The organism is Paraburkholderia sp. J8-2 (assembly GCF_905220195.1).
Lineage (GTDB): Bacteria > Pseudomonadota > Gammaproteobacteria > Burkholderiales > Burkholderiaceae > Paraburkholderia.
This window is the reverse complement of record NZ_CAJMZA010000029.1, coordinates 51,417-69,466: the sequence shown is the minus strand read 5'-3', so window position 1 is coordinate 69,466 and position 18,050 is coordinate 51,417. Positions and strand designations below refer to the sequence as shown.

The 18,050-nt window shown below is 64.9% G+C and carries 18 protein-coding genes; 8 read left to right on the top strand and 10 right to left on the bottom strand.

What is annotated here, in order from left to right:
- Nucleotides 1-18: 18 nt before the first annotated feature.
- Nucleotides 19-1,503, top strand: coding sequence for an MmgE/PrpD family protein (locus U5A52_RS35190; protein WP_321938587.1), 1,485 nt, complete (start codon nucleotides 19-21; stop codon nucleotides 1,501-1,503).
- Between the two features lie 18 nt (nucleotides 1,504-1,521).
- Here U5A52_RS35190 and U5A52_RS35185 read toward each other — a convergent pair whose 3' ends face one another.
- From U5A52_RS35185 to U5A52_RS35160, 6 genes are all read right to left on the bottom strand, one after another.
- A complete protein-coding gene (locus tag U5A52_RS35185) occupies nucleotides 1,522-3,108 on the bottom strand; it encodes a Na+/H+ antiporter (RefSeq protein ID WP_321915116.1) in 1,587 nt (528 codons plus the stop codon).
- 111 nt (nucleotides 3,109-3,219) lie between these two features.
- Entirely contained in the window at nucleotides 3,220-3,411 is a 192-nt protein-coding gene (locus tag U5A52_RS35180; RefSeq protein WP_321915117.1) for a hypothetical protein, read from the bottom strand.
- A gap of 22 nt (nucleotides 3,412-3,433) precedes the next feature.
- Complete coding sequence (locus U5A52_RS35175; RefSeq protein WP_321915118.1) at nucleotides 3,434-3,667, bottom strand: hypothetical protein; 234 nt, start codon at nucleotides 3,665-3,667, stop codon at nucleotides 3,434-3,436.
- A 103-nt stretch (nucleotides 3,668-3,770) separates the two neighbouring features.
- On the bottom strand, nucleotides 3,771-4,676 hold the full coding sequence (locus tag U5A52_RS35170) for a LysR family transcriptional regulator (protein WP_321915119.1): 906 nt from the start codon (nucleotides 4,674-4,676) through the stop codon (nucleotides 3,771-3,773).
- Between the two features lie 92 nt (nucleotides 4,677-4,768).
- Nucleotides 4,769-5,536: an SDR family NAD(P)-dependent oxidoreductase gene (locus U5A52_RS35165; RefSeq protein WP_321938616.1), complete on the bottom strand. Its 768-nt coding sequence runs from the start codon at nucleotides 5,534-5,536 to the stop codon at nucleotides 4,769-4,771.
- 34 nt (nucleotides 5,537-5,570) lie between these two features.
- On the bottom strand, nucleotides 5,571-9,101 hold the full coding sequence (locus U5A52_RS35160; RefSeq protein ID WP_321938585.1) for an indolepyruvate ferredoxin oxidoreductase family protein: 3,531 nt from the start codon (nucleotides 9,099-9,101) through the stop codon (nucleotides 5,571-5,573).
- Between the two features lie 141 nt (nucleotides 9,102-9,242).
- Between U5A52_RS35160 and U5A52_RS35155 the strand changes: the two genes are divergently transcribed.
- Nucleotides 9,243-9,716 carry an Lrp/AsnC family transcriptional regulator gene (locus U5A52_RS35155; protein WP_042267102.1) on the top strand — a complete coding sequence of 158 codons (474 nt, stop codon included), beginning with the start codon at nucleotides 9,243-9,245 and terminating at the stop codon, nucleotides 9,714-9,716.
- 61 nt (nucleotides 9,717-9,777) lie between these two features.
- Here the strand turns inward: U5A52_RS35155 and U5A52_RS35150 are convergent, their stop codons facing one another.
- Nucleotides 9,778-10,635 carry a DNA-binding protein gene (locus U5A52_RS35150; RefSeq protein ID WP_321938583.1) on the bottom strand — a complete coding sequence of 286 codons (858 nt, stop codon included), beginning with the start codon at nucleotides 10,633-10,635 and terminating at the stop codon, nucleotides 9,778-9,780.
- 120 nt (nucleotides 10,636-10,755) lie between these two features.
- Here U5A52_RS35150 and U5A52_RS35145 point away from each other — a divergent pair, with 120 nt between their 5' ends.
- Nucleotides 10,756-12,309 carry a phospholipase D family protein gene (locus U5A52_RS35145; RefSeq protein ID WP_321915122.1) on the top strand — a complete coding sequence of 518 codons (1,554 nt, stop codon included), beginning with the start codon at nucleotides 10,756-10,758 and terminating at the stop codon, nucleotides 12,307-12,309.
- A 30-nt stretch (nucleotides 12,310-12,339) separates the two neighbouring features.
- On the opposite strand, the gene U5A52_RS35140 is transcribed toward U5A52_RS35145, so the two are convergent.
- Both U5A52_RS35140 and U5A52_RS35135 read right to left on the bottom strand, forming a co-directional pair.
- Nucleotides 12,340-13,800 carry a mechanosensitive ion channel family protein gene (locus tag U5A52_RS35140; RefSeq protein ID WP_321938581.1) on the bottom strand — a complete coding sequence of 487 codons (1,461 nt, stop codon included), beginning with the start codon at nucleotides 13,798-13,800 and terminating at the stop codon, nucleotides 12,340-12,342.
- A 231-nt stretch (nucleotides 13,801-14,031) separates the two neighbouring features.
- On the bottom strand, nucleotides 14,032-14,241 hold the full coding sequence (locus U5A52_RS35135; protein ID WP_321915124.1) for a DUF1059 domain-containing protein: 210 nt from the start codon (nucleotides 14,239-14,241) through the stop codon (nucleotides 14,032-14,034).
- Between the two features lie 460 nt (nucleotides 14,242-14,701).
- On the opposite strand from U5A52_RS35135, the gene U5A52_RS35130 reads away from it, so the two are divergent.
- Together U5A52_RS35130 and U5A52_RS35125 are read left to right on the top strand one after the other, a co-directional pair.
- Complete coding sequence (locus U5A52_RS35130; RefSeq protein ID WP_321915125.1) at nucleotides 14,702-16,096, top strand: FAD-binding oxidoreductase; 1,395 nt, start codon at nucleotides 14,702-14,704, stop codon at nucleotides 16,094-16,096.
- A 47-nt stretch (nucleotides 16,097-16,143) separates the two neighbouring features.
- Nucleotides 16,144-16,437 (top strand): GYD domain-containing protein, encoded by a 294-nt coding sequence (locus U5A52_RS35125; protein ID WP_321915126.1) that lies wholly within the window; start codon nucleotides 16,144-16,146, stop codon nucleotides 16,435-16,437.
- Here the strand turns inward: U5A52_RS35125 and U5A52_RS35120 are convergent.
- The gene (locus U5A52_RS35120) at nucleotides 16,430-16,813 is read right to left on the bottom strand and encodes a hypothetical protein (protein ID WP_321938621.1); all 384 of its coding nucleotides are present in this window, start codon (nucleotides 16,811-16,813) and stop codon (nucleotides 16,430-16,432) included. The two genes, U5A52_RS35125 and U5A52_RS35120, sit on opposite strands and share 8 nt — an antisense overlap.
- Between U5A52_RS35120 and U5A52_RS35115 the strand changes: the two genes are divergently transcribed.
- From U5A52_RS35115 to U5A52_RS35105, 3 genes are read left to right on the top strand one after another with little or no spacing between them, the layout of a single operon-like run.
- Nucleotides 16,734-17,078, top strand: coding sequence for a hypothetical protein (locus U5A52_RS35115; protein WP_321938614.1), 345 nt, complete (start codon nucleotides 16,734-16,736; stop codon nucleotides 17,076-17,078). The genes U5A52_RS35120 and U5A52_RS35115 overlap by 80 nt on opposite strands.
- A 4-nt stretch (nucleotides 17,079-17,082) precedes the next feature.
- A complete protein-coding gene (locus U5A52_RS35110) occupies nucleotides 17,083-17,445 on the top strand; it encodes a hypothetical protein (RefSeq protein WP_321938580.1) in 363 nt (120 codons plus the stop codon).
- Between the two features lie 48 nt (nucleotides 17,446-17,493).
- A complete protein-coding gene (locus U5A52_RS35105; RefSeq protein ID WP_321915128.1) occupies nucleotides 17,494-17,988 on the top strand; it encodes a lytic transglycosylase domain-containing protein in 495 nt (164 codons plus the stop codon).
- Nucleotides 17,989-18,050 lie beyond the last annotated feature (62 nt).

Here is an 18,050-nt window from a genome sequence, read left to right as displayed (position 1 = left end):
AGAACAAGGAGACACCGCATGCAACGGCGTGCATTCATGGCGTCGCTCACGGCGCTCGCCGCGGGCGCGGGCACATTTGGCGGCATGGGCGCGGCGCGCGCGCAGAAGGTTGCGTCCGCACCGGCTTCGCCCACCATCGCGCAGCGGCTCGCGGCATACGCCGCCGCGCTGAACTACGATGACCTCGACGCGAACACGATCGAAGCGGTCAAGACCCACACCGCCGACGCGCTGGGCTGCGGCATCGCCGCGCTCGGCGAGAAACCGGTGGGCATCGCGCGCCAGGTTGCGCTGAACTACGCGAGCGGCGACGGCCGGGGCGCCACGGTGCTCGGCACGCAGCGGCGCACGTCGCCCGACCTCGCCACGTTTGCGAATGGGGCCGCCATCCGCTACTACGATCTCAACGACGTGTATGCGGGCAAGGAAATCGGCCACCCGAGCGACAATATCGCAGCGTGTCTCGCGCAGGCCGAGGCCGAAGGCGCGAATGGCCGCGACCTGATTGTCGCCATCGCCCTCGCCTACGAAATCGACTGCCGCCTCATGGACGCCGCTTCGATCAGCTCGCGCGGCTGGGACCACCCCATCTTCAGCCTGCCCGCAGCCGCGCTTGCGGCGGGCAAGCTCATGAAGCTCGACGAGCGGCAACTGGCCGAAGCCGTCAACATCGCGCTCAACGGCCATCTCGCGCTGAACCAGACGCGCGTGCAAACCATGTCGAACTGGAAGGGTCTCGCCGATGCCGACGCCGCGCGCAACGCCGTCTTTTCGGCCGCCCTCGCGCGCGACGGACTCACAGGCCCCGCGCCGATCTTCGAGGGGAATGCGGGGCTGTTCAAGCAGGTATCCGGGCCATTCACCATCGACACGGCGAGCTTCGGCGGCAAAGGCCGGCCGTTTCGCATCAACGACTGTGCGGTGAAGTTCTACCCGGCGCAGGCACTCACGCAAACGGCCATTGCCGCGGGCATCGACGTCGCGAAACAGGTGGGCGATCTCAACCGCATTGCCAGCATGGAGATTCGCACCTCGCACGAAGGCTATTTCTCGGCGGGCATGGACCCGCAGAAGTGGGCGCCGGAAACGAGCGAAACCGCCGATCACAGCCTGCCCTATGTGACCGCGCGCGCCATGTTCGACGGCGACATCAGCCTGGCGAGCTACCGCTCCGAGGCGCTGCATGACCCGAAGATTCGCGCGTTCATGCAAAAGATCAAGGTGGTGGAGGACCCCGAACTGACCCGGCTCTATCCGAAGTATTACGCGACCATCGTGAGCGCCACGCTCACAGACGGACAAACCGTGTCGAAGCGCGTGGACGACATTCCAGGCTTCGCCACGCGGCCGATGCAGCGCAGCGACTTCGCGGTGAAGTTCCGCAAGAACGCGGCGCCTGTGATCGGGAGCGCGCGTGCCGAGGATGCGCTGGGCTTTCTCTGGAGTCTCGACCAGCAACGCGACCTTTCGACTCTGTTCGCGCCGCTTGTCGTGCACGCCTGAGGAACGTGAAGGAGAGTATCAGCCCCTTCCGTGCCGCGCCGAAAGCTCCTCGAGATCGAGATCGCGTTCGAGCACACGCAGCAGTTCGTCGTGGATCTGGCCGGCGCGGTGCAGCTTCAACAGCTCCGCGCGCCCGGCCTCCACCGCGGCCAGCACGACGTCGTAGTGGGAGGTGCGCATTTCCTGGGGATAGCGCTCGGCGTTTTCAAAATTGCGCGTGAGGTTCGCGCGATACGTGTATTGCTCCAGCAAACGCGGGTGGATGACGCTGCCGTCCGGCCCGTGTACGAGCGGCGTGATCGCCGCAAGCTGGGCGGCTTCGAGGCGCGCCCACGCCTGCGGCTCGCTGAGATAGGCTGACTCCCCTTCGAGATCGTTCGCAGGCCTGATCAGCTTGATGAGCGGCCCTATGGTCGTGCCTTGCAGCAGCACCGTGAACAGAATGACGGCAAACGCGGCGAAAAGAATGAGGTCACGCCCCGGCATCGCCTCCGGCAAGGCGAGCGCAATGGCCAGCGTAACCACGCCGCGCATGCCGGCCCAGCTCACCACCGCCGCGCCGCGAAAGTCCGCGGCGCTCACGCGGCGCGGCAATATGCGATGCAACGCTGCCCGGATGACCTCGATGCCATAGGTCCACACGCAGCGCGAAACGACGACGGCGAGCACCACGGCCATCGCGGCGGGACCGAGCAGCGCGACGGCATTGCCCGTACCGCCGAGGCGAAGCATGACCCCGCGCAGCGAAAGGCCGATCAGCACGAATACGAGCCCCTCGAGCACGAAAACCATGACCTGCCAGAACGCCGTGCCGCGGCTGCGCACGGTAGCCGAAAAGACTTCATGCTGATGCCAGCCTAGCTGCATGCCGCACGTGACCGTGGCGATCACGCTCGACACGCCCAGCATGTCCCCCGCGATATAGGCGACCCAGCCCGCCAGCACCGATGCGGTGATGATCAGGTATTCGTCTTCGAGCTGACGCAGCAGACACACCACGACATAGCCCACGACAAAGCCCACCACGATCCCGCCGAGCGCAAGCCCGACGAAACTGAGCGCCGCATTCGGTTCGCTGAACGCTCCCGTCAATGCCGCCGCCACGGCGAAGCGAAACAGCACGAGACCGGCGGCGTCGTTGAGCAGGCTCTCGCCTTCGAGCAGCACCATCAGGCGGCGCGGCAGCGCGAGCCGTTCGAGCACGGCTTTCGCGGCGACGGCATCGGGCGGCGAGACCACCGCGCCCAGTGCGAAACAGGCGGCCCACGGCAGCGAAGGAACGGCCCAATGCGCAACCACGCCGACCGCCCAAGTCGTGAATGCCACCGCGCCGATGGCGAAGAGCAGGATGGGCGCGAGGTGGCGCTTGAAATCGGACCAGACGAAGGAGTAAGCGCCGTCCATCAGCAGGGGCGGCAGGAACACGATGAGGACGAGGTCGGGGTCGATGACGACCGGCGGCAGGCCGGGTACGAACGCCAGGGCGGCGCCACCGACCAGCAATGCGGCAGCGGGTGGCAGGCGCAGTCGTTTCGCGAGCAGTTCGAGCGCGATGATGGCGATGAGCGCCAGGAGCACAAGCTTGAACGCCGACACGGCCGACATGACGCTTCCTTATTGTTGCCCGGGTACGGTGCCCGGGGTGGCGCGAGGGAAAGCGTATCTTGCCATGAAGGCCGTGGAGGAGAAACCGGCGTGCAGCCCTGCCGTTGGCGGCTAGATCGCGAGGTTGAGCCAGTCGGCGATCACGTGCGCCGCGACGACCAGGCAGACGACCCCCACCAGAACGCCCATGCACATGCCGATATCGACGTACAAATGACGGTGCCGCTCGATGATGGCGGCGAGGTAACTATCCGGGTTGACCGGCTTTTTGCCCGCCCGGTAGCGTTCGCGGAGTTTGGACATTGGAATCGCCTCGTCGGATCGATTAGAGGCGTTCGAGCAAAAGGTACACGCCGATCACGATACCCATGCAAAATGCCGCGCAGCCGAGCGCCACGCCGAGGTTGATGATTTCGGTGCACTCGCGCCGAACGAAATCGACGACAATACGCTCGTGCCGCGCAACAGGCTGCGCGTTCGCGTGCGTGTGGATAGACTCGCCCAGCGCATCGACGTGTTTCATCAGATGCGACGTATCGAGCAACAGTTGCGGACCCATGACTTGCCTCCAGCGCGGAAGATTGCGGTGAAGGCTTCAGATTAGGGATATGGGCGTGGCGGGGATATCAGAGGAATTCGAAATGAGAGGTGGCGACCGTCCCTCAATTCCCGCAAGCGTGAATCAAAAACTGCTGCATTGCGCGCGCCGGATCGCTCAACACCGCGCCCGGATGCCACAACATGCCCGCCTCCATCTGCGGAATGGCGTCCTCGATGGCGCACGCGTCAATGCGCTTGCCTTCCAGCGACCACGGCCTGAACACCATGTCCGAGAGAATCGTCACGCCAAAGCCATGCGCCACGAGGCCGCGCAACGCCTCCATCGAACTCGTGCGAAACGCAATATTCGGCGCAATGCGCCGCTTCTTCCAGTAGCGCAGCGTCGAGGCCTCGCCCTCGTCCACCGTGATCAGGATATAGGGGTAGCGCGCGATGTCGCGCAGCGTGACGGTGCCCGTCTGCGCCAGGGGATGCGTGGGCGCCGCCCACAACTGGCGTCGCGAGCGCATCAACACGTGGTGGCCAAAGCGCGCGCGCCGCTCCACGTTGGAAAGCAGCGCCACGCCAAGATCCACCTTGCCCGCGAGCACCGCTTCCTCGATAGCCGGGCGGTCGAGATCGTGCAGATCGATCTCGATCTCCGGATACGTCGCACGAAAGCGCGCGAGCAGTTCCGGCAAAAAATAGCCGAGCAGCGTATACGAGGCGGCCATGCGCACCGTACCGCGCAGGCTGTGCGCGCGAAACGGCGCTTTGTGCAGCGCGTCGCGCACCGATTCCAGCACGTGGCGCGCGTGATTGAGGAAGTCCTGCCCGTCGGGCGTCAGCTCCACGCCCTGGGGCAAGCGCACGAATAGCCGCGTGCCGAGCGCCTCTTCGAGCGCGAGCACCGCGTTGGTGATCGCGGACTGCGAGACATGCTCGGCCGCCGCCGCCATCGAAAACTGCCCGTTCTGCGCCGCCGCCACGAAGTAGCGGAACTGCCGCAAAGTCACGTCCTTGGCCATGTGCTTTTCGAATATCGTGAGTCGATGGTTCCGATTCTACGATACACAGTCTTCGACGTCCCTGCGGCGATCCGTCCAACGCGGAATGTCGACTAGCGCGGCGCCATGCGCAATGCACCGTCAAGGCGTATGACTTCGCCATTCAGGTAGCGGTTGCCGACGATATGCTCGACGAGCGCCGCGAACTCCGCGGGCTGGCCGAGGCGTTGCGGAAACGGCACGCCCGCGCCCAGCGCCTGCTGCACTTCGGTGGGCATGCCGAGAAGCATCGGCGTTTCGAAGATGCCAGGCGCGATCGTCACCACGCGAATTGCGTTGCGCGCCAGCTCGCGCGCCGCCGGCAGCGTGAGCGACACCACGCCGCCCTTGGAAGCCGCATAGGCCGATTGCCCGATCTGGCCATCGTAAGCCGCCACCGAAGCCGTGTTGACGATCACGCCGCGCTCGCCGCCGGCGTCGGGCGTATTGTTCGCCATGGCCACGGCCGCGAGGCGCATCACGTTGAAGGTGCCGATGAGGTTGACGCTCACGACCTTCGCGAACAGATCGAGCGAATGGGCACCCTCTTTTCCGACGATGCGTTGCGCCGGTGCGATGCCCGCACAGTTGACCACACCATGCAGCGCGCCGAAGCGCTGCGTGACGAGCGCAATCGCCGCCTCGACGCTTGCGGCCTGCGTCACATCGACCTCTACGGCAAATGCACGCTCGCCGCCATTCGCCGCCTCGTCGCGCGCACGCGCGATGTCGATATCGGCGAACACGACGTTCGCGCCGCGTTCGAGCAAATGCCGGCCCACCGCGGCCCCGAGTCCTGAACCACCGCCCGTGATCAAAAACGTCTTGTCCTGCACCACCATCTGAATCTCCTCCATCGATTAGTTATCCGATCTTTCAAACCGTCTCAGCCATCAGTTCCGCACGATACCGCTCGCGCATGCCGCGCGAATGCTCGTAATTGCGTTCCTTGACGATACCGAACCCACGCACCGCACCCGGCACGCCAAGCAGGCCGATGGCTGCTGCCAGCGTCTGCTGCGTGAGCTTGCCGAGCACGAGGCGCACGTCGTCCTCGAATTCACCGATCATCGCGCGCTCGATCACGCGGTCGCGCTGGCGTGCGAACGGATCGAGCGGCGTGCCGCGCAGCGCCTTGCCATGCTTGAGCACGCGCAGCAACGGCTCGGCCCACACGCCGCGCAGCGCGATCTTGTTGCGGCGTCCGGTTTGCGCGTCGCGCCGCGTGAGGAGCGGCGGCGCCATGTGGAAGGTCTTCTTGCCCGCCGTGCCGTCGAACAAACCGGCGAGGTACGCGCTAAAGCCCCCGTTCGTGTGCAGGCGCGCCACCTCGTACTCGTCCTTGTAGGCGAGCACTTTGAAATAGTGGCGTGCGGCCGCTTGCGCAAGCTCACCGTGGGCACCGTCAATGCCGCGCTCCGCCTGCGCGACGGTTTCGACCAGCGCGCGATAGCGTGCAGCATAAGCGGCGTTCTGGTACTGCGTGAGATCGCGCTCGCGCTCGGCCACGAAGCGCGCAAGATCGAACGGCGTGCTCGCGGCTGCCACGTCCGCTCTCGCCACGCGTTCGAGCACGCGAGCGTCCTGCGCAATCAACCGTCCCCACAGGAACGCGCGTTCGTTCATCTTCACGGCCGCGCCATTGAGTTCGATTGCACGCAGGATCGATGCCTCCGTGAGCGGCACGAGGCCCCTCTGGTACGCGTAGCCCACCATCATCATGTTCGACGCGATGGCGTCGCCGAAAATGGCTTCTGCCGCCGCCGTGCAGTCCCAGAACGCCGCGCCCTCTGCGCCCATCGCGCTCTCTATCGCCGCTTGATGCACGGCCTTGCTCACGGGCAGGTCACCGTCGCGCACGAAGTCGGCCGTTGCGGTGATGCGCTCGTTCACGATGGCGCGCGCGCCGCTGGCCGGCAAGCGCGAGAGCGCGCCGGACGAGGCGGCCACCACAGCGTCGCAACCGAGCAGCACGTTGGCCGCATGCGCGCCGATACGCGACGTGGTGATGAGCCCGCGGCTCTGCGCGATCTGCACGTGGCTCAACACCGCGCCGTTCTTCTGCGCGAGGCCGGTAAAGTCGAGCGTCGAGGCGCCGCGCCCTTCCAGATGCGCGGCCATGGCGAGGATCGCGCCGATCGTCACGACGCCCGTGCCGCCCACACCGGTCACGACCATGCGCAGATGCTGCTCCAGCGCCTGCGGCACGCGTGCGGGCGGTGCGAGCGTAGCCCGCAGCTCGGCTTCGATGCGTTGAATGCGCGCGGCGTCCGGACGCTTTGGCTCCATGCCCTCGACCGTCACGAAGCTCGGGCAAAAGCCCTTCACGCACGAGGTGTCCTTGTTGCAGCTCGATTGATTGATGGCCCGCTTGCGGCCCAGCTCCGTTTCGAGCGGCTCGATCGCAATACAGTTCGACTGCACGGAGCAGTCGCCGCAGCCTTCGCACACAGCCGGGTTGATCACCACACGCGTGGGCGGATCGATCAGCTTGCCGCGCTTGCGGCGGCGGCGCTTTTCGGCGGCACAGGTCTGGTCGTAGACGATCACCGAAACGCCCTTCTGCTCGCGCAAGCGGCGTTGTAGCGCGTCGAGCGCGTCGCGGTGCATGAGCGTCACGCCCGTGGGCAACCCATGCGAGCCCGCGTATTGCTCGGGCCGGTCGGTCACGACGGCGACTTCACTCACGCCTTCGGCCTGAACCTGCGCCACCACGCGATGCACGGTGAGGCCGCCTTCGGCGGGCTGACCGCCTGTCATGGCGACCGCGTCGTTGAAGAGAATCTTGTAAGTGATGTTCGCGCGCGCCGCCACGGCCTGGCGTATCGCGAGGCTGCCCGAATGCTGGTAGGTGCCGTCGCCGAGATTCACGAACAGATGCGGCATGTCCGTGAACGTCGACATGCCGACCCACTGCACGCCTTCACCGCCCATCTGGCAAAACGTGGCCGTATTGCCTGCTTCGCCGAGCGCCATGATGTGACAGCCGATGCCGGCCGCAGCATGCGAGCCGTCCGGCAGACGCGTCGAGGTATTGTGTGGGCAGCCCGCGCAGAAGAACGGCTTGCGGGTGAGCGGTTCCCTCGCCGGCACCGAAGCGAGCGCAATCACGCGCTGCGCGGCCGAACGCGCATTCGTTGCACCCGCAACGACATTCGGAATATCGAGTGCAACGTGCTGGAAGAACCGCTGCATCGCGCGCGCAAGCTGCTCCGGCGCGAACTCCATCGCCGCCGGCAGCAGCGGCTCGCGCTCGCCAAGCGTCTTGCCGTGCACGGATGGCCGTTCATCCGCACGCACGTTGAACAGCGCTTCCTTGATCTGCCGCTCCACGAACGAGCGCTTTTCCTCCACGACGAACAGCGCCTGCATGCCGCGTGCAAACGCCTTGAGCCCTTCCGTTTCGAGCGGCCAGATCATGCCAACCTTATAGAGCCCGATGCCGAGCTGCTCGAGGCGCTCGGGCGTGAGGCCCAGCGCCTCGAACGCGGCCAGGACGTCCGCATGCGCCTTGCCCACCGTCACGATGCCCACGCGCGCATGCGCGGGGCGCAGCAACGCGCGGTCGAGCGGATTCGCCCGCATGAACGCGAGTGCGGCGGGCAGGCGCTCTTCGAGTACGCGGCGCTCCAGTTCGGCGCGTTCCGCGGGCCAGCGCAATTGCGGGTCATAGTTGAAGCCACGCTGCGGCGGAACCGCAATGTCCTCGGGCAAACGCAACGGCACGCCGCGGCTCACGCGCATCGAGCGGCCGCTTTCCACCGTCTCCGTAATCGCCTTGTAACCGACCCACAGCCCGCTGAAACGCGAAAGCGCATAGCCCGTGAGCCCGAACTCGATGTACTCCTCGACCGAGGCCGGAAAGAGGATGGGCATCATCGCGCCTTCGAATACGTGGTCCGTCTGGTGCGGGAACATCGAAGACTGCGCCGCATGGTCGTCGCCGGCCACGGCCAGCACGCCACCGTGCCGTGCCGTGCCGAGCATGTTCGCATTGCGGAATACGTCGCCCGTGCGGTCCACGCCCGGCCCTTTGCCGTACCACATCGAATACACGCCTTGCACACGCTTGCCGGGAAACGCGTCGAGTTGCTGCGCGCCCCACAGCATCGTCGCGCCGAGGTCTTCGTTCAGGCCCGGCTCGAAACGCACGTCGAAGTCCGCCAGCAACGCCTTCTGGCGCCACAGTTCCTGATCGAATCCGCCGAGCGGCGAGCCGCGATAGCCGGAGACGAGACCTGCCGTTTTCAGCCCGGCCTGCCGGTCCGCGCGCGCCTGTTCGATCAGGATGCGCACGAGCGCCTGGGTGCCGGTGAGAAAGACCGCGCCGTCCTCGCGCAGGTAGCGGTCTTCGAGGCGATAGTCCGTATCGATCTGGCGCCCGGTCTCGACGGCTCGCATGTTCATGGTTGTCTCCGCTGTTCGGCTTGTGGGTATTAGCCGATTCTAGGTAGCCAATAGCGGCGATTCGTGCCAAACTGAGCCACACATCACTCTCGAATTAGCAACACTCGCCTAAAATTCGGCCTTTCCAGGAAAACTTAGCCAATGAAATTCGATCGCGTGGATGTGGCCATCCTGCACGCCCTGCAGCGCGACGCGCACGTGAAGTCCGCCGACCTCGCGGAATCGCTCGGGCTTTCGCTCTCGCCGTTCTACCGGCGCATCCGCATGCTCGAAGAGCGCGGCGTCATCACGCAGTACGTCACGCTGCTCGATCAGGAGAAGGCGGGCTTTCCTGTGAACGCGTATGTGTCGGTCGCGATCGAGAAGAAGAATGAGACACGGCTAGCCGCGTTCGAGCGCGCAATCTCGAACTGCGACGAAGTGATGGAGTGTTATTTGATGACGGGCGCGTTCGACTACATGCTGCGCGTGGTGGCGAGCGATATTGCGGGCATCGAGCGTTTCGTCATGACGCGCCTCACCAAGATCGAGGGCGTGCGTGACATTCACACTTCCGTGGCGCTGCGCCGCGTGGAGTACAAAACCGAGCTGCCGGTACGCGTGCGCGACGAGTGAAACGCTGCAAACGCGGTCATTCAATCAGGATGACGAACGAATAATCGTGTCATTCAGACTTTCACGTCTTGGGTCCTGTCTTGCGCGCCGCCCGCAGCGGTTTCGCGGGGGCATTCTGACGTTCGCGCACCGAAACTTCGCGGGTCGAACGCAGTGCGTCGAGCCGGCCTTCGAGCATGCCCACCTGATGGCGCAAATCGCCCACCTGCGCCTGTAATGCCTGAATCTCGGCGCGCGCGCTTTCCTCCGCGCGCAGCGCGCGTTGCGCTCCGGCTTGCGCGAGTTCGGCGCTTGCGCGCAACTTGTCGCGTTCCGCGGCAAAATCGGCGCGCGCCTGGGTCAGCGCGGTGTCGCGTTCGCGGCTCGCCTCGCGCTCGCGCGCCAGTTCCGCTTCGAGTGCGCCGCGCGTGGCAACGGCGCCGGCCTGCGCCTGTTCCAGTTCCTGAATGCGCACCTGCGCCGTGAGCAGCGCGGCGGTGCGCTGTTCGAGCGCCACCTCCGTGTGCCCGAGGTCTGCGCGCACGGCTGCGGTTGCGCCTTCTGCGGCGCGACGCGCCTCTTCCACTTCGAGACGCAGCGCATCGAGCGAAGCCTGCGCGGCCGCCGTGGCGCGCGTCCAGAGCGCACCCATGAGTTCGCCTGCGGCCCCTTGCAGTTCCTCAGGCAGATCGGCGTGCTCGATACGCACGCGGCTCTTTTCACGCAGGGTGGCCCAGAACTCCGAAAGCACTGCCGTAGGCGTGCTCATGCTGCCGCGGCGCACGAGCTGATAGAGCCGGTTGGCCGTGGGCGTGATGCCGTAACGGAAGAACATCAACGCGCACACTTCACGATACAGTTCGCGCGTTTTGGGAAACTCGGCTTTGAGCCGCTCGATCTCGGCGGCGAGGCGCACTTCGTCGGGGGCGACGTCGGTCATGGGGCAATGCTGGGCTGGTGTGCGTCGATAATACAACGTAAAGCGTATGATTCCTACCGCCAATGCTAGTGGCAAGAGGGGCGCCACTCGCCCAACCGGATGCTCCAGCGAGGTGTGAACATGACAAAGCTTCAGCGTCTTATCGTCATCGTTGTTGCCTGTGTGTTGAGCGCGTGCGCGAGTCTGCCGCCGCAGACCAACCGGCCGCAGACATTCGCGCTGCAAGATACGGCGTCCACACCACTCGGCACGCTCTTCGCATCCGAAGCACAAAGCCATCCAGACGAAAGTGCGTTTCACCTGCTGCCGGACCCCACCGACGCGCTCGTGGCCCGCGTTGTGCTCACCGAAAAGGCGGAGCGCTCGCTCGACCTGCAGTACTACATCTGGCACGACGACCTGACCGGCCGCGAACTGGCGGCAGCGGTGCTCAAGGCGGCAGACCGCGGCGTGCGCGTTCGTGTCCTGCTCGACGACCTCGGCACGAATGCGGACGACCAGGTGCTGCTCACGCTCAGCTCGCACCCGAACGTGCAGATACGGCTATTCAATCCGGTCGCGGGGCGCCGCTTCAAGGCACTTTCGTCCGCGCTCGAATTTTCCCGGGTCGACCGGCGCATGCACAACAAGGCGCTCGTTGCCGACAACGAGGCCGCTATCCTCGGTGGCCGCAATATCGGCGACGAATACTTCGGTGCGTCGAGAGTCGTTGCCTTCGGCGATCTGGATGTGCTGGTGCACGGCCCCATTGTCGGGAAGGTCTCCAACGTCTTCGACGCGTTCTGGAATGCCGAATCGAGTTATTCGATCGAGCAATTGATGGGGCATCCGGCGGATCCGTCCGCATTGGCCGCCTACCGCGCGAAGCTCGACGAATACATCCAGTCGGAGCGTGACTCGCCCTATGTCGTGCAAGCGAGGCAACGACTGGCCAAGGCCCTCGAGGCCGGCAACACCACCTTCTCCTGGGGAAAAGCCACACTCCTCTACGACGATCCCTCCAAGATCGCTCGCGACCCGGCCAACCCGGAAGGCCATCTCATGACACGGTTCGCCGCGCTTAACCTCAAACCCACGCATGAGATGCTCATCATCTCGCCTTACTTCGTGCCGGGAAAAGCGGGCGTGGCGTGGCTAAGCGATCTGACCGGGCACGGGGTGCGCGTCACGGTATTGACCAACTCCCTGGCGGCGACTGACGTCGTCGCCGTGAACGCGGGATATGACCACTATCGCGAGGCTCTCCTCGCGGCTGGCGTGCGGCTCTACGAACTGAAGCCGGTTGGTGCGTCCAGCGTGAAGGCGCAACGACGGTTTTTTGGTTCTTCGAGAGCCTCGCTGCATGCGAAAACCTACGTGTTCGACCGGCAAAGCATCTTCATTGGCTCGATGAATCTCGACCCTCGTTCGAGCAAACTCAATACGGAGATTGGCGTGCTGTGCGACAGCCCGGCAATTGCGGGCCAGGTGATCGACGAGGTCGAGCCGCAACTGGACCAGATTGCCTGGCGAGTCGAGCAACGCACGGAAGCGAACGGCAAGACCCGGATCGTCTGGATCGACACCGCCGCGAACGGAACCGTGACCGAATATGATTCGGAGCCCGATGTATCCTTCATGCGACGCACCAGCGTCTGGTTCATGGGCCTTCTGCCGATCGAGTCCGAACTGTAAGCGCTCGCTCGAGCGCTGAAATAAAGCCCCTCAGGAATCGTAGAGCGAATGAATATTGCGCACCTTGCCGAACAGCCATTCGAAGAGGGAATGACCTTGCTCCTGTTCTGCGGGAAGCGCCGTCGTCAACTTGGCGATTTTGTCCTGCCGGTACGCCAGTAGCTGGCAAAGTTCCTTTGCGACTTCCGGGTGCTCTTTCAGGAACGCGGTCATGTCGTCCTTGCCGATTTCGAAAAGGACCGATGGCGTGAGCGCGGTAATGCACACGTGCATGGGCAGGCCCGCCAGCAGTCCCGCCTCGCCGAATGCTTCGCCCGGGCCGATCCGGGCAAGCTCGTGCTCGCCCGACGGCTCGCGGAAAGTCACCGACAGCACACCCGCATAAATAATGGCGAGACTGTCCGGCACGGTATCCGGGGCAAGGATCTGTTGATTGGCCTGATACTCGTGCCGGGAAAGACGCTTCGCGAGCTGGGTCACCTCGTCGGCACTCAGGCTCTCGAACAGCGACACGCGCTTGAGCAGCGCCTCCTTCGCGTCATGCGCTTCGATGGCGGGCGCGGGCACGCCCAGTGCACGCAACGACACGCCGGAGGCCGCCAGGTGCCGGTAGCACAAGTCGAACAGCTCGTTGGACGTCACCCTCTTTTTGCTCATATCGTCAACGAACCCGACCACCTCGTAATGGATCGAGTTCAGCGTTGCGCGCTGCATGCGGGCATAGGGCGCGGGCGTCTTGAGGATGGCGTGGCTTCCGGTCAGCGCGCGCTCCAGCGCGTCGATCACCGTTTTCGGCCGGGCTTCCGGGTCGATCTCGAGCACGATTGACAGGCCGTGAACATTGGCCGGCCTGCTGTTGTTCGAGATCTTCGCCTTGGAAGTCATGGCGTTCGGGACAATGAGCGTGTTCCCCTGACCGGTCAGCAAGTGAGTGGCGCGCCAGTTCATTTCGACGACCTTGCCTTCCACATCGTCGATCACGACCCAGTCGCCAACGGTGTACGGCTCCGTGGCGTTGAGCACAATTCCGGCGAAAACGTCGCTGAGCGTACTCTGAATGGCGAGGCCGAGCACGATAGCCAGCGCACCCGACGTGGCGACCAGACCGCGCACCGGCAGCTCCAGCACGAATGCCAGGGCGGCAACGACCGCCGCGAGAAAAACAACGGCGCCGAAGACGTCCGAGAACAGTCGTTGCTTTCGCCAGGCGCGAGGCAACAGCAGCGAGTCGAGCGACAGGGTAAACAGCCGCGCGGCCATCAGCCACCAGACGATTTCCAGAACCTGGGCCAGCCAGTGGAGCGCTGCCGCATCCCGGTACGGCGCCTGCCCGAACGGATTCATACCCGACGAAAACAGCACCCAGCTCAACGCCGCGAAGAGCGCCAGCCGAATGAAGAGCCTGACCAGATCCTGTGGAGGCAGCCGCGCACGCCACACGACGACATCGACGAAAACGATACTCAAGCCAACGATTAGCGGGTATTTCACGGGGGGCTCCCGGCTGGAAAGGCCTAACGCTGATGTTGGGACTGCGGGACGCGCTTGATTCTGCCACGGACGACCCAGCCGGGGCGAACGGGTGGCAATGGCGGCTGGACGGTGCTCAGGCGCGGCCCGGATTCGGGCGCCCGAAACGCTGGGGTGGGGTGCTGGAGGCTCGCGTGCGCTGTATGGGACGGGCGCACAGGCCGGCACATTGCATGCCGGCCCTCTTTGGCGTCATGCGCGTGGCGATGCGACGGGCGGCGAACCCTCGTGAAAGAGCTGGCTGAGCTGCGCACGCAGTTCCGGAGAATCCACGTGACGATGCACGCTCACCGCGTGCTGCACGGCCGCTTCCAGAAGCTCGGAGTCCGAGTCCGCCGAGATCGCCACCGAACAGTTCATTTCACTAGGGAACTCCCGGCAGTCAATGTACTTGCGCGTCATGGTGAGACCTCTCGTTGGGCATAGGAGAACATTCACGCTGCCCGTGCGTACATACGTGAAAATTATAGAATCCATGCAATGTGCTTGCTAAACTATTAAAGCGATTCCACGCGCGACAATAATCTGAATTAATTGCACGCGATTTTATTTATCAAGCTGCGTAATTTAGGTTATCTAATGATCCGGCGAGGCTCGGTGGCGGCCTGGGTAGAAACCCGGCAAGGTCACGAAGCGCTCGCCGCCCGGTCCCTCGCGGTCCGGCCACAGGCTGCCCCCGCCGCCCTTTGCGAAAGCGCTTCCTTCCTGCTTTCCCGACCGGACGCACGCCGCGTTTCGCGCGTGCGTCAGCCGCATTGATTCGACAATTGAAGCGGTCGCCCGCAGTTCCGTTCAGTCCATGAAAACGCACGCCCGGCTATGGGTGTGCGTGTGTCCGATCCGTTGAATTGAGAGGTGAGCCATGTCCAGCCTGTCGAGCGAATCCATCGCCACATTGAAAAGCGCGCTGCGCGGCGAAGCGTTGCAACCCGGCGACGCGGCCTACGAAGAAGCCCGGCAAATCTGGAACGCGATGATCGAGCGCCGCCCTGCACTCATCGTGCGCTGCCGGGGCTGCGCCGACGTGCGGCAAACCGTGGCGCTCGCGCGCGAAACGGGACTGCCGCTCGCCGTGCGTGGCGGCGGCCACAATATCGCGGGCAGCGCGCTATGCGACGGCGGTATCGTCATCGATCTCTCGTTGATGAAGTCGGTCAGAGTCGAACCCGCCACGCGCCGCGCGTATGTGGAGCCCGGCGCCACGCTCGGCGACTTCGACCACGAAGCGCAAGCGTTTGGCCTGGCCACCCCGCTTGGCATCAATTCGACAACGGGCGTGGCCGGTCTCACGCTGGGCGGCGGCTTCGGCTGGCTGAGCCGGCGTTTCGGCATGTCGATCGACAACCTGGTGGCCGCCGATATCGTGACCGCCGACGGCGAACTGCTGCGCGCGAGCGCCAAGGAAAACGCCGACCTGTTCTGGGCCATTCGCGGCGGCGGCGGCAACTTCGGCGTGGTGACGATGTTCGAGTTCGCGCTTCACCCCGTCGGCCCCGAGATTTACGGCGGGCTAGTCGTGCTGCCATTCGACGCCGCGAAAGAAGCGCTCGTGAAGTATCGCGAGGCGGCTGCCACGATGCCCGAAGACCTGACAGTGTGGAGCGTGTCGCGCCTCGCACCGCCGCTGCCTTTCCTGCCGCCCGAGGTCCATGGCAAGCCGATCATGGTGTTCGCCATCTGCTATTCGGGGCCGGTGGAAAACGGGCCGAACGCGGTGGAGGTGGTGCGGCGCTTCGGCAAGCCTTATGGCGAACATCTCGGGCCGATGCCGTACGCCGCGTGGCAACAGGCATTCGATCCGCTCCTGACGCCGGGCGCGCGCAACTACTGGAAATCGCACAATCTCGCCACGCTGCCCGACGGCCTCATCGACACGCTGACCGACGCCATCGCCACACTGCCCTCGCCCGAGTGCGAAATATTCTTCGGGCAGATCGGCGGCGCGACGTTGCGCGTCGCGCCCGATGCGATGGCCTACCCGAGCCGCGACGCGCTCTACGTGATGAACGTGCACGGCCGCTGGACCGATCCCGCCGACGACGCCCGCTGCGTTGCGTGGGCACGCGACTTCTTCGAAGCTTCCGCGCCGTATGCGCTCGGCAGCGTCTACGTGAACTTCCTCACCGACGACGAACGCACGCGCGTCGAGGCGGCGTATGGGCCGAACATGAGCCGTCTCGTCGAAGTGAAGACGCGTTACGACCCGCACAATCTTTTCCGCCATAACCAGAACATCCGGCCCGACGGGTCGGCCTAAGGGGAGCCCGTGATTCGAGTTTCGATGTCATCGTAAGGGGAATCGTCATGTCGACTTATGTGGTGCTTGCGCAATTCACCGATCAGGGTATTCGCACTGTCAAGAACAGCGCGCAGCGGGCCGGCCAGGCCGCGGAGATGGCCAAAACTTTCGGCTGTGAAATGAAGCAGATCTACTGGACGCTCGGGAAGTACGACATCGTCACGGTGATCGAAGCGCCCGACGAGCAAAGCTTCATGGCGTTCGGCCTCGCGCTCGGGTCGCTTGGCAATATCCGCACGCAATCGCTGCGCGCCTTGAGCAAGGACGAGTTCACCGCGGTGCTCGGCAAGCTCAATTAACAACAACCTGCGCGCGGCACCCGGGCCGGTGCCGCGCGGCCGCTTCGTATTCTTCATACTTATTCGCCGCATGCGCGGCGCATTGCCTGCTGGTTTCGGGAGGCAGTTCTCTGCCCGAACGCCGCCTCGACGCGAGCGACCTTCCGGGAAGCGGCACTGCGCGAGCGAACTCTTTCTTTTTGGCAAACGTTTGCAGCCCGGGTATCAAGTCCGCGCGCGCGAGGCCGAAAACGCGTACATCGCCACGAATTTTTGGAGACCCGGCCGTGACGCGCGTTTTGCTTTTACTTGCCGTAATGGTTATGACAGGCTGCGCGCAACTGCAGCCGCCCGCGACGGCGCAAACCGGGAAACCCGCCGTGTCGAACGTCATCATGAAGTTCGACATTCCCGCCGACGCGCTCGGCGCGCACGACCCGCAGCTGAGCGCGGTGCTCGCCAAGGCGGGCGCGCTCGCCGCCGCGCAGAAGCAGCCCACCGTGATCCGCGTGACGGCCCTCGGCCAGGACCTCAAGTACATCAATCAGGCCATCTGGCGCGGCGTGCCCGCGCAGGGGCCCAAGCCCACGCTCGAAAACCTGACGTCCGGCGCGAACCAGACGTACAGCGTCTCGATCGAGCCGTTGCATGCGGGGAGCTGACACGATGCGTTCGATCGTTTTCGTCGCCGCCGCCGCACTCTGCTGTTGCAGCGCCGCCTGGGCGGGCCAGCCCGCCGCCAGCACGCCTGCCGCCGGGGGCGCCACCACCGCTGCCGCTGCCGCGGCCGCAACCCCCGCCGCCGCCGCCGACAAGGTTTATCCGCCGCTGCCCACGCTCGCCATGCTGCCGCCCTCCACCGGCGACGACGACGAGCTGCCCGCGACGCATTCGTCCTCGCACAAGAAGAAGCCGCGTCAGCGCGATTGCCACTGCGCCATGCCCACACCGCGCCTTGTCGTCTCCGACACGTCGCGCGCCTACCTCAAGGACATCGAGCAGCAGCTCGATTCCGCCCTTGCGCAGTAACGTCGCGCGTTGACGTCGCGCATGACGCCTAACCCGGAGCTTCGCCCCATGCAGCAGCAGACCAACGCCCTGAGCCTGCGACGCCGAGTCGTCCGCGCGTGGGTCACGTTCGTGAGCCTCGCGGCGCTCGGCGCAACCGCCGCGCACGCTGCGCAGCCCGCCGACGAATGCTTTGAAAAGGCCGGCGCCTACCAGGGCGTGAATCCGCTCGTGCTGCGCGCGGTGGCGTGGCGTGAATCGAAAGGGGACGCCGCGGCCATCAATCACAATGCCAACGGCTCAATCGACGTGGGGCAAGCGCAGATCAACTCGATCCATTTTTCCGAGCTTTCGCGCGAGGGCATTCCGCACGGCGCCCTCACGGACCCGTGCGTGAATATCTTCGTGGCCGCGTGGCTGCTCAAGCAAAAGATGGTGCGATACGGCAACACGTGGCGCGCCATCGGCGCGTACCACTCCGAATCGCCGCACGAGCGCGATGCCTATGCGCGCAGCATTCAGGCCATTCTCGTGAGCTGGGGCCACTTGCAGCCGGGGCGATGAACGCGGCCTGCGCGGCTTCGCTTCACACTCGTTGTCCGCGCAACGGCGGCCCGATTGACCGC

Bases quoted from the DNA above. Each gene is read 5' to 3' on its own strand.
- U5A52_RS35145 (WP_321915122.1), top strand. From the start codon at position 10,756: ATGACAAAGCTTCAGCGTCTTATCGTCATCGTTGTTGCCTGTGTGTTG.
- U5A52_RS35110 (WP_321938580.1), top strand. From the start codon at position 17,083: ATGCGTTCGATCGTTTTCGTCGCCGCCGCCGCACTCTGCTGTTGCAGC.
- U5A52_RS35120 (WP_321938621.1), bottom strand. From the start codon at position 16,813: ATGATGACGTTCGACACGGCGGGTTTCCCGGTTTGCGCCGTCGCGGGC.
- U5A52_RS35180 (WP_321915117.1), bottom strand. From the start codon at position 3,411: ATGTCCAAACTCCGCGAACGCTACCGGGCGGGCAAAAAGCCGGTCAAC.
- U5A52_RS35155 (WP_042267102.1), top strand. From the start codon at position 9,243: ATGAAATTCGATCGCGTGGATGTGGCCATCCTGCACGCCCTGCAGCGC.
- U5A52_RS35160 (WP_321938585.1), bottom strand. From the start codon at position 9,101: ATGAACATGCGAGCCGTCGAGACCGGGCGCCAGATCGATACGGACTAT.
- U5A52_RS35175 (WP_321915118.1), bottom strand. From the start codon at position 3,667: ATGGGTCCGCAACTGTTGCTCGATACGTCGCATCTGATGAAACACGTC.
- U5A52_RS35125 (WP_321915126.1), top strand. From the start codon at position 16,144: ATGTCGACTTATGTGGTGCTTGCGCAATTCACCGATCAGGGTATTCGC.
- U5A52_RS35185 (WP_321915116.1), bottom strand. From the start codon at position 3,108: ATGTCGGCCGTGTCGGCGTTCAAGCTTGTGCTCCTGGCGCTCATCGCC.
- U5A52_RS35130 (WP_321915125.1), top strand. From the start codon at position 14,702: ATGTCCAGCCTGTCGAGCGAATCCATCGCCACATTGAAAAGCGCGCTG.
- U5A52_RS35190 (WP_321938587.1), top strand. From the start codon at position 19: ATGCAACGGCGTGCATTCATGGCGTCGCTCACGGCGCTCGCCGCGGGC.
- U5A52_RS35105 (WP_321915128.1), top strand. From the start codon at position 17,494: ATGCAGCAGCAGACCAACGCCCTGAGCCTGCGACGCCGAGTCGTCCGC.
- U5A52_RS35115 (WP_321938614.1), top strand. From the start codon at position 16,734: ATGGTTATGACAGGCTGCGCGCAACTGCAGCCGCCCGCGACGGCGCAA.
- U5A52_RS35165 (WP_321938616.1), bottom strand. From the start codon at position 5,536: ATGGTGGTGCAGGACAAGACGTTTTTGATCACGGGCGGTGGTTCAGGA.
- U5A52_RS35150 (WP_321938583.1), bottom strand. From the start codon at position 10,635: ATGACCGACGTCGCCCCCGACGAAGTGCGCCTCGCCGCCGAGATCGAG.
- U5A52_RS35170 (WP_321915119.1), bottom strand. From the start codon at position 4,676: ATGGCCAAGGACGTGACTTTGCGGCAGTTCCGCTACTTCGTGGCGGCG.
- U5A52_RS35135 (WP_321915124.1), bottom strand. From the start codon at position 14,241: ATGACGCGCAAGTACATTGACTGCCGGGAGTTCCCTAGTGAAATGAAC.